General features: G+C 57.5%; 10 protein-coding genes. 1 reads left to right on the top strand and 9 read right to left on the bottom strand.

The window, feature by feature from the left end; all coding sequences use genetic code 11:
- Window positions 1–25 precede the first annotated feature (25 nt).
- Complete coding sequence (locus tag EKM04_RS08150) at window positions 26–316, top strand: hypothetical protein (RefSeq protein ID WP_183897695.1); 291 nt, start codon at window positions 26–28, stop codon at window positions 314–316.
- Between the two features lie 39 nt (window positions 317–355).
- On the opposite strand, the gene dnaE is transcribed toward EKM04_RS08150, so the two are convergent.
- From dnaE to nuoN, 9 genes are all read right to left on the bottom strand, one after another.
- Window positions 356–3,847: a DNA polymerase III subunit alpha gene (gene dnaE / locus EKM04_RS08145; protein WP_183897725.1), complete on the bottom strand. Its 3,492-nt coding sequence runs from the start codon at window positions 3,845–3,847 to the stop codon at window positions 356–358.
- A gap of 422 nt (window positions 3,848–4,269) precedes the next feature.
- Window positions 4,270–4,953: an ABC transporter ATP-binding protein gene (locus EKM04_RS08140; RefSeq protein WP_174152733.1), complete on the bottom strand. Its 684-nt coding sequence runs from the start codon at window positions 4,951–4,953 to the stop codon at window positions 4,270–4,272.
- Window positions 4,954–4,968: 15 nt separating this feature from the next.
- A complete protein-coding gene (locus tag EKM04_RS08135; RefSeq protein WP_174152732.1) occupies window positions 4,969–6,276 on the bottom strand; it encodes a lipoprotein-releasing ABC transporter permease subunit in 1,308 nt (435 codons plus the stop codon).
- A gap of 20 nt (window positions 6,277–6,296) precedes the next feature.
- A complete protein-coding gene (gene proS, locus EKM04_RS08130; protein WP_183897694.1) occupies window positions 6,297–7,619 on the bottom strand; it encodes a proline--tRNA ligase in 1,323 nt (440 codons plus the stop codon).
- A gap of 660 nt (window positions 7,620–8,279) precedes the next feature.
- Window positions 8,280–8,549: a DUF1467 family protein gene (locus tag EKM04_RS08125; RefSeq protein ID WP_183897693.1), complete on the bottom strand. Its 270-nt coding sequence runs from the start codon at window positions 8,547–8,549 to the stop codon at window positions 8,280–8,282.
- 105 nt (window positions 8,550–8,654) lie between these two features.
- Complete coding sequence (gene mce, locus EKM04_RS08120) at window positions 8,655–9,059, bottom strand: methylmalonyl-CoA epimerase (RefSeq protein ID WP_183897692.1); 405 nt, start codon at window positions 9,057–9,059, stop codon at window positions 8,655–8,657.
- Between the two features lie 33 nt (window positions 9,060–9,092).
- A complete protein-coding gene (locus EKM04_RS08115; RefSeq protein WP_183897691.1) occupies window positions 9,093–10,760 on the bottom strand; it encodes a ribonuclease J in 1,668 nt (555 codons plus the stop codon).
- A 188-nt stretch (window positions 10,761–10,948) separates the two neighbouring features.
- Window positions 10,949–11,704, bottom strand: coding sequence for a biotin--[acetyl-CoA-carboxylase] ligase (locus tag EKM04_RS08110; protein ID WP_183897724.1), 756 nt, complete (start codon window positions 11,702–11,704; stop codon window positions 10,949–10,951).
- 11 nt (window positions 11,705–11,715) lie between these two features.
- The gene (gene nuoN, locus EKM04_RS08105; RefSeq protein ID WP_174152727.1) at window positions 11,716–13,158 is read right to left on the bottom strand and encodes an NADH-quinone oxidoreductase subunit NuoN; all 1,443 of its coding nucleotides are present in this window, start codon (window positions 13,156–13,158) and stop codon (window positions 11,716–11,718) included.
- Window positions 13,159–13,170 lie beyond the last annotated feature (12 nt).

The raw sequence follows: 13,170 nt of genomic DNA, 5'->3' as shown, positions 1-13,170 counted from the left end.
ACAACCTGACGCTTGGAGGCGACCGATGAACATCAAATATGTAGCCGCTGCAATTCTTGGACTGGCCTGTGTATCGGCCGCTGAATCCCCCCAAAATTACAGCGTCTATGCGGGTCCCGATGTGACGAGTGACCCTATTCTCGTGCAGGTCTATGACCGGGCGCTTGTGACATGCACCGCAGAAGCCAGCACACCACCACGCGGAACAGCCTACAACACGACGCTCTATTACAACACCGCGCTCCGCGCTTGCCTTTCCCGCCATGGCTTTATCGATCGCGGCAGGAATGCCTACCCGACCAACAGCCTGTTCTGAAACTGAACCGGGTTAGGCGTACAAGCTGTTGATCTCACATCAGATCAACTCAACGTCGATGACGCCATTTGCGGATCTGAATGCCGCCCCGATCTCCGGCGAAATGCGATACTTGCCGGGGAGTTCCACTTCGATTTCGCGTTGGCCATCGTCCTTGATGACGATGAAATAGACAGATCCATCGCCTCTGTTGAGGTGGTGAACGAGGCTTTTCAGAGGCCCGGAATCGCGCACGTAAACGCGAAGCGCCCGTTGCATCTGGACGGATTTTTCTTCAAGAGACTGTGCCGTCTGGATGCGAAGGCCGATGCCTTCGGGACGTTCTTCCGCCTGCACTGTAATCACAAGTGATTTTCCAACCTCCAGCAATTCGCGGTACTGGGCCAGCCCTTCGGAAAACAGCACCGCCTCATATTGGCCCGACGCATCCGAGAAGGTGACGATACCCATCTTGTTGCCGGTTCTGGTCTTTCGCTCCTGCTTGCCGGTGACGGTGCCGGCCAGACGCCCAGCCGTCGCGCCCTGTTTCACTGCTGCCGTGAAATCGGAAATGTTCTGGACACGAAGCTTGTCGAGGATGGCGCGGTAGGTATCGAGCGGGTGGGCTGTGAGATAGAATCCAAGCACCTGATATTCGCGCAGAAGCTTTTCCGATGCGAGCCAAGGCTGAAAGGCAGGCAGAATGAGTTTTTCGGGACCGGTAGCGGCACCTGAGCCGAACATATCATGCTGGCCGGTGACGCGGCTTTCCTGCGCGCGCTGCGAATAACCGATGATGCGGTCGAGCCCGCCCAGGAGTTCGGCGCGATCTCTGCCGAAGCAATCGAAGGCACCGGCGTTGATCAGGCTTTCCAGCACGCGACGGTTCACCTGTTTCGGGTCGATCCGCAGGCAGAAATCCTCAAGGCTGCTGAAGGGCTTTTCGCCGCGTACGTCGACGATGTGATCGACCGCACCCTCACCCACGCCCTTCAGCGCCGCCAGCGAATAGTAGATGCGGTTTTCACCCGGCTCAAACCGGCGGTGAGACGTCTGGACCGACGGCGCGACGATTTCGATCCCCATGCGGCCCGCGTCCTGGCGGAAATCGTTCAATTTTTCGGTGTTGGCCATATCCAGCGTCATGGAGGCAGCCAAGAACTCCACGGGAAAATGCGCCTTCATATAGGCTGTCTGATAAGAGACGATGGCGTAGGCGGCGGCGTGGGATTTGTTGAAGCCGTAATTCGCAAACTTGGCCAGGAGGTCGAAGATGGTGTTGGACTGCGCCCTCGAGACATCGTTGCGCATCGCGCCTTCGACGAAACGCTCGCGCTGCTGATCCATCTCCTCCTTGATCTTCTTACCCATGGCGCGGCGCAGAAGATCGGCTTCGCCCAGCGAGTAGCCGGACAGAACCTGGGCGATCTGCATCACCTGCTCCTGATAGACGATCACGCCCTGCGTCTCTTTCAGCAGATTGTCGATGGTTGGATGGATCGATTCGATCTCTTCTTCGCCATGCTTGCGGGCATTGTAGACCGGAATATTTTCCATCGGGCCCGGGCGATAGAGCGCGACCAGCGCGATGATGTCCTCGATGCAGTCGGGCCGCATCCCGATCAGCGCCTTGCGCATGCCGGCACTTTCCACCTGGAACACGCCGATGGTTTCACCGCGCGACAGCATCTCGTAGGTTTTCGCGTCCTCCAGCGGAATCGCCGCCAGATCGACGGTCGAACCGCGTCTGGCAGCGAAGTCCACGGCAACCTTGAGAACGGTCAGCGTTTTCAAACCGAGAAAGTCGAATTTGACCAGACCGGCGCTTTCCACCCACTTCATGTTGAACTGCGTGACGGGCATATCCGAGCGCGGATCGCGATACATCGGCACGAGCTTGGACAGCGGCCTGTCGCCAATGACGATACCGGCGGCGTGGGTGGACGCGTGGCGGTAAAGACCTTCGATTTTCTGGGCGATATCCAGAAGACGGGCAACGACCGGCTCCTTGTCTGCCTCTTCCTGAAAGCGCGGCTCCTCCTCGATGGCCTTGGAAAGTGTTGTCGGGTTGGCCGGATTGTTCGGCACCAGTTTGCAGATGCGGTCTACCTGACCGTATGGCATCTCCAGAACGCGACCAACGTCGCGCAACGCGGCACGCGCTTGCAGCGAACCGAAGGTGATGATCTGCGCCACCTGCTCGCGTCCATACTTTTTCTGAACATAGCGGATCACCTCTTCACGGCGATCCTGACAGAAGTCGATATCGAAGTCGGGCATCGATACGCGTTCAGGATTGAGGAAGCGTTCGAACAGCAGCGAGAAGCGAAGGGGATCGACATCGGTGATGGTCAGCGCATAGGCCACCAGCGAGCCCGCACCGGAACCACGACCGGGACCGACCGGAATATCCTGGTTCTTGGCCCATTTGATGAAGTCGGCAACGATGAGAAAGTAGCCGGGAAACTTCATGCGCTCGATGACGCCCAGTTCGAAGTCCAGTCGGTCGCGGTACTCCTGCTCGGTGTAACCCGGCGCCATGCCAAGCGCGGCCAACCGCTGGTCCAGACCTTCAATGGCCTGACGTCGCAGTTCGGCACCTTCGGCGCGATCAGCCTCTTCGGGATCTTCGCTTGCACCGGTAAAACGCGGCAGGATCGGCCCACGTTTCTTGAGCACATAGGAACAGCGTTGCGCGATCTCGACGGTATTCTCCAGAGCTTCTGGAATATCGGCAAACAACGCCATCATCTCGTCTCGGCTCTTGAGATAATGATCAGGTGTCAGACGAAAGCGGCTGTCGTCGGAAACGATGGCGTTATGGGCGACGGCCATCAGTGCATCATGGGCATCATAATCGGAACGTGACGGAAAAAATGCTTCGTTGGTGGCGACCAGTGGCAGGTCGTGCTCATAGGCCAGCGCCATCATGCGGCGCTCATGCGTGCGATCAAAATTGCCCTGACGCTGCAACTCGATATAGAGACGGTCGCCAAACAGGCTTTTCAAAGCCAAGAGGCGTTTCGTCGCCTGGGAAACATGCCCCTCCCTCAAGGACATATCGATGGGCCCGCCGGACGCACCCGTCAGAACGATGAGACCGGAATTGTCGGCCTCCTCCAGCCACGCCCTGGTGATGCAAACGGAACCTGCCGTTTCGCCATCGAGATAGGCGCGGCTGATGAGGTCCACGAGACGCTCGTAGCCTCGCGCATCTGCGGCGAGGACGACGATGGAGGGAAGTTTTGCAAGATTGTTCTGCCCGCGCTTGTCATCGGAGGCATCCTGCATATCGATGGACATCTGGCAGCCGATGATCGGCTGCAAGCCCTCGTCACGCGCTTTTTCGGAAAACTCGAGCGCGATGAAAAGATTATTCGTGTCGGTAATGGCGATGGCAGGCTGGCTATCGGCCAAGGCCTTGGCCATGATCTTCTTCAAGGGCAACGCGCCCTCGAGCAGGGAATAGGCAGAGTGCACCCGAAGGTGAACGAAGCCGGGCGTCTTCAGGGTTTTTTCGGCCATGCTGCCGTTTGCTGAAATCTCGCCCATCTTATACAATCCCGCCATTCTGAGTCCGGGGGATTTTCGGATTTTCCAGAGGCAAAGTCCACTGCCTCAGTTCACCTTTACATGCCATTTCCGTTGGAAACGACGTTGGGACATCACATGGAAGTGAGGATCACCGAGAAGCTGGCAACGAACACGGCGATGGAAGCGAAGGCGGCGATGTCACGGATGATGTCGGTCATTTGTCTCTCCATACTCTTTATGTTCTAACTTTGTTCTCATTTCGTTTCACTGTCAACTGCTTATTTTCATGCTTTGTCTTGTCAACGCAGGGGGACTCGTGGTGGTTCCGCACCTGATTCGTTCCAAACCGTTGACTCCAAAACGAAAAACCCTGCGCAACAGAGTGTTGCGCAGGGTTGGCCAAATGGATGGGAACCTAAGCTGCCAGGTAGCGGCGGCGATCAGAACTCGACGATCTTGCCTTCGTTCAGTGTCACACGGCGGTCCATGCGACCTGCGAGCTCGTGGTTGTGGGTCGCGATCAGGGCGGCCAGACCCGACTGGCGCACCAGTGCTTCCAGTGCACCGAACACGTAAGACGCCGTTTCAGGATCGAGGTTACCGGTCGGCTCGTCTGCCAGAAGCAGAAGCGGCGCGTTGGCGACCGCGCGGGCGATGGCGACGCGTTGCTGCTCTCCGCCGGACAATTCGGAGGGGCGGTGGTCGCCGCGGTGGCCGATGCGCATGTAGTCGAGAAGCGCGCTGGCGCGTTCCTTGGCCTCGGAATGCGGCAGACCCGAAATGAGCTGCGGCATCATGATGTTCTCGAGCGCGGTGAATTCCGGCAGCAAATGGTGGAACTGGTAGACGAAGCCGATATCGCTGCGACGGATCAGGGTGCGCTGTTCGTCGGTGAGATCGCCGCAGGACCTTCCGTTGACGAAGACTTCGCCAGCATCCGGATGTTCCAAGAGCCCTGCCAGATGCAGCAGGGTGGACTTGCCGGTGCCGGACGGCGCGACAAGCGCGACAATCTCGCCACTTTTCAGCTCCAGATCGGCATTCTTCAAAATGGACAGGCTGTGTTCGCCCTGCCCGTAGGTCCGTTCCACGCCCTTGAGCCGCAACGCTGTTTTCTGTGCCATGGTGTGATGCGGTCCTTATTCGTAACGCAGGGCCTGGACAGGGTCGAGCTTGGAAGCCCGCCAGGCCGGAAAGATCGTTGCCAGGAATGACAGGCCCAGCGCCATGATGACGACCGTCATCGTCTCGCTCAGCTGCATTTCCGCCGGAAGCTGGCTGAGGAAATAGAGCTGCGGATCGAACAGCACGGTGCCTGAAATCCACGAGAAGAACTGGCGGATCGATTCCACATTGAGGCAGACGAGAACGCCAAGGCCAACGCCCGCAAATGTGCCGACGATGCCGATGGCCGCGCCCGTCATAAAGAAGATGCGCATGATGGAGCCAGCGCTGGCACCCATGGTGCGCAAAATGGCGATGTCGCTGCCCTTGTCCTTCACCAGCATGATGAGGCCGGAAATGATATTGAGGGCAGCCACCAGGACGATGAGCGTCAGGATCATGAACATGACATTGCGCTCAACCTGAAGGGCGGAAAAGAAGGTCTGGTTTCGCTGTCTCCAGTCGGTGATATAGATCTGCCGTCCCGCTGCAGTCTCCACCAATGGCCTGATGCCATCGACGTTATCGGGGTTCGAGACGAAGAGCTCTATGGACTGAACGATGCCTTCGGCATTGAAATAGAGCTGCGCCTCGGACAGTGGCATATAGATCATCGACGCGTCATATTCCGACATGCCGATCTCGAACACGCCCGAGATGGTATAGGATTTGACACGCGGATTGACGCCCATTGGGGTCACGTCACCCTCTGGTGATATCAGCGTAATCTGGTCGCCTGCCGTCACCCCGAGCGACGACGCAAGCCGGGAACCGACCAGCACGCCTTGCCCCGACATATAACCAACCAGATCGCCAGTCTTGATGTTGCCGGAGACTTCCTTGATCTTCTCGATATCCTCGGAACGGACGCCGCGCACGAGCGCCCCACTGCCCGCACCACCGCGACCGGACGCCAGCGTCTGCCCCTCGACCAAGGGCAGCGCCATGGTCACACCGGGAACCGCCGAGAATTTCTTGGCGAGATCGTCATAGTCCTTCAACGGTGAATCGATGGGCTGCACGATCATGTGGCCGTTAATGCCAAGAATGCGGGAAATCAGCTCCGTGCGGAAACCGTTCATCACCGCCATGACAATGATGAGCGTCGCCACACCCAGCATGATACCGACGAACGAAAACCCCGCGATGACGGAAATGAATGCTTCCTTGCGGCGCGAACGCAGGTAGCGCCAGGCCACCATGCGCTCGAAGGCCGAAAATGGTCGGGCGGCCTTGTCCGTTACGGAAGGGCGTGCACCGTTATCAGCCTCGGCTTTTGCCATGTCGTCTCCTTATCGGCTTTTCAGCCAAGCACCCGGTTCATTGCCGCTTCGACGGTCACGGTTTCGCGTGCGCCGGTCTTGCGATCCTTGACTTCAACCTCGCCAGCCGCGATGCCGCGTGGGCCGACAATGACCTGCACCGGAATACCGATGAGATCCGCTGTCGCGAATTTCTGGCCAGCACGGTCATCCGTATCGTCGTAGAGCACATCCTTGCCGGCGTTGGTCAGCGAATAATACAGCTTTTCACAGGCCGCATCGCAGGCGGCGTCGCCAGCCTTCATGTTGATAATGACGACATCGAAAGGAGCAACCGACTCTGGCCAGATGATTCCGTTCTCATCATGCGATGCTTCAACGATGGCGGGAACAAGGCGCGTCGGGCCAATGCCATAGGAACCCATGTGGACAAGGTGTTCCTTGCCATCGGGACCCTGAACCTTGGCGCCCATCGGCTCGGAATATTTCGTGCCGAAATAGAAGATATGACCGACTTCGATGCCGCGTGCAGACAGGCGTTCACCGTCCGGGATGGCGTCGAACGCAGCCGCGTCATGCATTTCAGATGTTGCGGCGTAATCGGTCGTCCACTCGTTGAAGATACCCTGCAAGCCTTCAACATTGTCGAAATCGGTATCGTCAGACGGAATGCCGCGATCCAGGAAGCTCTTGTGGCAGAACACTTCGGATTCGCCCGTATCAGCCAGAATGATGAACTCATGGCTATGGTTGCCACCGATTGGGCCGGTATCGGCGCGCATGGGAATGGCACGCAGACCGAGGCGAGAGAAGGTGCGCAGATACGCGGTGAACATCTTGTTATAGGAGTGAATCGCGTCCTCCTTGGTCAGATCGAAGGAATAGGCATCCTTCATCAGGAACTCGCGAGAGCGCATGGTGCCGAAACGGGGGCGAACCTCGTCACGGAACTTGAGCTGAATGTGGTAGAGGTTCAGCGGCAGGCTCTTGTAGGACTTCACGTAGGACCGGAAGATGTCGGTGATCATCTCTTCATTGGTCGGGCCATAAAGCATGGCGCGATCCTGACGGTCCTTGATGCGCAGCATTTCCTTGCCGTAATCATCGTAACGACCGCTCTCCTGCCACAACTCGGCCGATTGGAGCGTCGGCATCAACAGCTCGATGGCGCCGGAACGATCCTGCTCTTCGCGAACGATCTTGTTGACCTTGTCCAAGACACGCTTGCCCAACGGCAACCAGGAGTAAATGCCCTGGCTCTGCTGGCGGACCATGCCCGCACGCAGCATGAGGCGGTGTGAGACGATTTCCGCTTCCTTGGGATTTTCCTTTAGGATGGGCAAAAAGTAACGGCTGAGACGCATGGGTGTTTCCATTCTGTGACGACACCCCTCATATGCACGGGAATCGCCGAAATAACGGGATATTTGCGCCGTACATAGCGGTTTCCGCGCCAGAAGGAAACCCGCAGGGCTAGGCCTCTTCACCCTTGTCGCTTGAGTCTTTTCAGAGGCCGACCTGATCGTTTCAGTCCCGAGAAAACGCGCCGAAAACGTGCAGAGCATGCGCGGCAAAATTCTTTCATGGCGGTTTTGCGACAATTTTATGAGACAGCTTTCGCCGCTGAACGGTTTCAGGAGGAATAATTTTGCCGTGTATGTGCGACAAATCGCATCAAGAGGAATTTTTTGCCGACTGTAACAAAAATGCAAAAAAATTAATGACAAGGTTTAACGTTTGGGCTAGTTTCAGCTCACAAAAGAGGCAAGGAGTTTAAATTCTTGTCTATTTCGCGGTCAGTCTTGGGAGGATGAGATCTTAGGCGCGTTCATTCGCTGCCCCGGTAACGGTTACAGATCACGCGAAACTGAAAAACAAGGCTGAAAAGCCTTGTTTTTTTTTGCTTTTTTCAGACAGACCTCAAAACGACCAAAAGCAATTACGGCGAATTTGTGCCTGTCAATATCAGGGCTGCGAGGCATCCTGGCCTGAACCGGTTATACATGACAGTGAGATGACAGAAATCAGTCGTAAACAGGGATAATGCGGGGCAGATCATCCATGGTAAAACCAAAATACCATGTGACCGCATACCAAATAGCGCAAACTGCGAGCGAAATCAGCGTCGTCAACACAACGATCTTGCCACCCCTGAAGCGGGCGGGTGCACTTGCCACTGTCCCCAGCGCAACGTCCCCATCTTCAGACTGCGTGCGCAGGCCGATTGGCAAGACGATGAACAGCACCGTCCACCAGACGATGAAAAAAACCGCGAAAGCCGAAATCCACTGCATGCACTCATCCTCCCATTTCAAAGCGCCTGGGTTCGCTTTCGTTCTCACTCTTGTGCATGCCGCAGGCATGAGAGACGGAAAACCATCCCGCACGCCAGCACGACATCACACCTGCTCCAGCTCTATCAGCGTACCAAAAAAATCTTTCGGATGCAGGAATAGAACGGGCTTGCCATGCGCCCCGATCTTCGGGTCTCCCCCACCCAATACCCTTGCACCATCTGCGGTGAGACGGTCGCGCGCCGCGATGATATCTGTTACCTCGTAACAGATATGGTGCATGCCGCCGGATGGGTTCTTGTCGAGGAACGCCAGGATGGGAGAGTTTTCGCCCAGCGGTTCCAGCAGTTCCACCTTGGTGTTCGGAAGGTTCACGAAAACAACCGTGACGCCATGCTCGGGGAGCGGCTGCGGCTGGGAAACCGCAGCGCCCAACGTATCGCGATACGTGGCAATGGCTGCGGCCAGATCTGGCACAGCTATCGCAATATGGTTGATACGACCGAGCATGTTTTCACTCCGCAAACGGCTGATGAAACCGGCTTACACCTTGGTGACGAAGACAGTGACGATCGGCTTCTTGCCCCAGACCTGATTGGCTGTGGCGCGAACGGCGCGACGGATAGATTCCCGAACGATGTTCAAATCCTTACGGCGCGCACGCGGAATGCTTTCGACGGCACCCAGCACGGCGTCATAGAGCGTATCTTCCATGGCTTCGCCTTCATCGTCGAATTCCGGCAGACCGAAGGGCACAACGTCGGGGTCGCCCTGAAAGTCAAAACGGCTATCAAGCAGAACATTGATCGAAACGTGTCCGGCAAAGGACAGCTTGCGACGATCGCCGATGCCCATTTCCTCGAAATCGCCGAGCAGACGGCCATCCTTGAAGACGCGGCCATGCGGTGCATCATCGATCACCTCGGCTGGGCCGGGCGCGAGGCGCAGGACGTTGCCGTTGCGAACTTTTGGAACTTGTCCAATGCCAGCCTGCTCGGCCAGTTCTTTCTGTGCCACCAGATGGGCGGCTTCGCCGTGTACGGGAACCAGAATCTGCGGCTTGACCCAGGCGTACATTTGCAGAAGTTCACTGCGACGCGGGTGACCGGATACGTGCACCAAGGCTTCGTTATCGGTGATGATGTGAACGCCCTGCTCGATCAAGCCGTTCTTGATATCCTGAATGGCTTTTTCATTCCCGGGAATGGCGCGCGAAGAAAACACCACCGTATCGCCAGAGGTCAAAGCGACATTGCGCATTTCATCGCGCGACAGCTTGGCAAGAGCAGCACGCGATTCTCCCTGTGAGCCGGTGAGGATGACCACGACCTTGTTGCGGGGGATGTAACCGAATTCATCTTCGGCCAGAAATGGCTTGATGCCTTCCATGATGCCGAGATCCTGGGAGACATTGACCACGCGCTTCAGCGACGAGCCAAGAAGGAGCACTTCGCGACCGGCCCTTTCGGCAGCCTGAGCGATCGACCTGATACGACCGACATTGGAGGAGAAGGTGGTGATGGCCACGCGTCCCTCGGCATTTTCGATGATCTGGCGAAGCCCTTCCGATACCTGCTCTTCAGACGGCGAAACACCATCGCGCAGCGCATTGGTGCTGTCGCACATCATGGCCAGCACGCCCTCCTCACCAACGGCACGGAAACGCGCTTCATCGGTGAAAGGCCCGAGCGACGGCGCGTGGTCGATCTTCCAGTCGCCCGTATGAACGGCGTTGCCCAGCGGGGTGCGGATGACGAGAGACATGGGTTCGGGGATCGAGTGGTTGACACCGATGGCCTCGATCTCGAAGGGGCCGACATTGATCCGGTCACCCGCCTTGAACGGCGTGATCGGGATTTCCGCGCGGGTGCCTTCATAGTTGCGCTTGGCTTCCAGCATGCCAGCGGTGAAGCCAGATGCGTAAACCGGAACCTTGAGGCTTGGCCAAAGATCATTCAGCGCGCCATAATGGTCTTCATGCGCGTGGGTGATGATGATGGCCTTGAGGTTTCCGCGCTGCTCTTCGATGAAGCTGATATCGGGCAGCACAAGATCGATACCGGGCAGATCGAGCCCAGCAAAGGTCACACCGCAATCGACCATGATCCACTGGCGCTTGGTTGAAGGGCCGTAACCGTACAGCGCCAGGTTCATGCCGATTTCACCGACGCCGCCGAGCGGCAGGAATACGAATTCGTCTTTTGTCGTCATTATTCTCTTTATCCAATCATGCCTTGCCCCGCGCCACCGAACGATGCACGTGAGCTTGGCGAAAAGCACCGGTTTCTAAAACGCGGCGGTACGGCCGATGCGGGGCCGAGCGGGCGTCCTGCATTTACCGAGCAGCAGGAATGCTCCAGATCACGATGTCAAACCTCGGCGCCGCAGCACCGCGCAGTTCAACCAAAAAAGACATCGCCAGCAGCGATGGCGCGGACAGGTCCACCATCTTCTTCCAGCAGCAGAAAACCCTTATCATCAATTCCGGCAAAACGCCCGTGGATAGAACGATCCGGTAAATTGACAGTGATCGGTTCGCCCATGCCGCAGGCTGCCGCACGCCACAGTCTCATGACTTCGGCTACGCCCTGCCCGCGATCCCACATGTCCAGGATATACGCGACTTCCCGGAAAAGATGGGCAAAAACTTCGTCCGGGCCGCAGGCTGCACCATGTTCGCCGAGCCGTGTCACCGGATAAGCCGGATTGTCCGGCATATGGGCCACATTAATGCCGATACCGATGACGAGCGCCATGCGCCCATCCATCAAAGTCTCGGCTTCCATCAAAATACCGCAGGTCTTCTTGCGTCCGATCAGAATATCGTTCGGCCACTTGATTTCAAGCGGCGCGCCACCGGCGGGCAGCACGGCACCCACAGCGCGGTAGACCGCCAGCGCGAAAGCAAGAGGCAGGGAGCCGATGTGCTCCATGGAAGCGGGATTGATCAGAAGAAGAGAGGCGTAGAGATTGCCGGGCTCCGACACCCAAGGCCTGCCGCGACGACCACGGCCGCCGGTCTGTCTATGGGCGGTGACCCAGAGATTTCCGGGATCACCCGCCCGCGCCCGAGCGAAGCACTCGATATTGGTGGACGATGTTTCCTCAAGAGATTCGTGCCGGAAGTCATCGACTGACACCCGGCCCGTTTTCATGCGTGTATCGCTCAAAAGAACGTCTTTGCTGCAACGGTAACAGCATTGCCCAGCACGCCACCGAAGAGAATGAAGCCGAGAACGAAAAGGCCTGACAGAGCGTAAACGATGCGCAACTCTCCAGCGGCCTTTTCAAAGCCGCCCTTGGCATCATCGAACCACATGACCTTGACGATGCGCAGATAATAATAGGCGCCGACGACCGAGGCGATCACGCCGATGACGGCGAGCGGATAAAGATGCGCTTCGATGGCGGCCAGGAAGACGTAATATTTCCCGAAGAAACCAGCCAGCGGCGGAATGCCCGCAAGCGAGAACATCATGATGGTCATGACGATGGCCATGAATGGATTGGTGGAAGCAAGTCCGGCCAGATCGTCCACATCCTCGACATTGCCAACGTCCTTGCGACGCATGGCGAGAATGCAGGCGAAGGTGCCGAGCGTCATGCCCATGTAGACCGCCATGTAGAGCAGCACGCCTGCAACGCCAGACTGGCTACCGGCGGCAAGACCCACCAGGGCGTAACCCATGTGGCTGATCGACGAATAGGCCATCAGGCGCTTGATGTTGCGCTGGCCGATGGCCGCAAAGGCACCAAGAAGCATGGATGCAATCGAAATGAACACGACGATCTGCTGCCAATCGGCAAAGACTGGCTGGAAAGCATCCACGACGATACGAACAAAGATCGCCATCGCGCCGATTTTTGGCGCTGCGGCCAGAAACGCGGTGACCGTAGTCGGTGCACCCTCGTAGACGTCAGGCGTCCACATGTGGAACGGCACGGCGGAAATCTTAAATGCCAGACCGGCGAGAACGAAGACCAGACCGAAAACGAGGCCCAGCGAGCGTGTCTCGGACGACAGCACGGCTGCGATTTCGGAAAAGCCTGTGTTGCCGGTGAAGCCATAGACCAGCGACATACCGTACAACAGCATGCCGGACGACAATGCGCCAAGGACGAAGTATTTCAGACCGGCTTCGGTCGAGCGCAGGCTTTCGCGGTTGATGGCGCAGATGACGTAAAGCGCCAGCGACTGGAGTTCCAGCGCCATATATAGCGAGATCAGGTTGTTGGCCGAGATCATCAGGAGAATGCCGAGCGTTGCCAGAACCAGCAACACCGGAAACTCGAAACGACCGATCGGCTCCACACGGCTATGGCCGACCGACATGATCATGGCGACGATGGCACCGATCAGCGCCAGCACCTTCATGAAATTGCCGAAGGCGTCGGCGACATAAACGCCGCCGAAGGCAAGGCCGCTTGCCGGCGCAAAAATGATCCACAGACCGACGACGACCAGAAGCGCTACGGCAAGACCCGTAACCGTGTTGGTCGACTTGTCCCCGGAGAAGACCCCAATCATGAGCAGCACCAGAGCGCCGACCGCAAGGATCAGCTCGGGCGTCGCGATGCGCAGACTGGCAAAAAGAATTTCAGCGGTCATGTCCTACGGGTC

This window comes from Rhizobium skierniewicense Ch11, assembly GCF_023757665.1.
GTDB classification, from domain to species: domain Bacteria; phylum Pseudomonadota; class Alphaproteobacteria; order Rhizobiales; family Rhizobiaceae; genus Agrobacterium; species Agrobacterium skierniewicense.
The sequence above is the reverse complement of the archived record's forward strand: the minus strand, read 5'-3'. Positions and strand labels throughout refer to the sequence as shown.

Coding starts and splice junctions, on each gene's coding strand:
- EKM04_RS08140 (WP_174152733.1), bottom strand. CDS start 4,953: ATGGCACAGAAAACAGCGTTGCGGCTCAAGGGCGTGGAACGGACCTAC.
- mce (WP_183897692.1), bottom strand. CDS start 9,059: ATGCTCGGTCGTATCAACCATATTGCGATAGCTGTGCCAGATCTGGCC.
- EKM04_RS08150 (WP_183897695.1), top strand. CDS start 26: ATGAACATCAAATATGTAGCCGCTGCAATTCTTGGACTGGCCTGTGTA.
- nuoN (WP_174152727.1), bottom strand. CDS start 13,158: ATGACCGCTGAAATTCTTTTTGCCAGTCTGCGCATCGCGACGCCCGAG.
- EKM04_RS08125 (WP_183897693.1), bottom strand. CDS start 8,549: ATGCAGTGGATTTCGGCTTTCGCGGTTTTTTTCATCGTCTGGTGGACG.
- EKM04_RS08110 (WP_183897724.1), bottom strand. CDS start 11,704: ATGAAAACGGGCCGGGTGTCAGTCGATGACTTCCGGCACGAATCTCTT.
- EKM04_RS08115 (WP_183897691.1), bottom strand. CDS start 10,760: ATGACGACAAAAGACGAATTCGTATTCCTGCCGCTCGGCGGCGTCGGT.
- EKM04_RS08135 (WP_174152732.1), bottom strand. CDS start 6,276: ATGGCAAAAGCCGAGGCTGATAACGGTGCACGCCCTTCCGTAACGGAC.
- dnaE (WP_183897725.1), bottom strand. CDS start 3,847: ATGGGCGAGATTTCAGCAAACGGCAGCATGGCCGAAAAAACCCTGAAG.
- proS (WP_183897694.1), bottom strand. CDS start 7,619: ATGCGTCTCAGCCGTTACTTTTTGCCCATCCTAAAGGAAAATCCCAAG.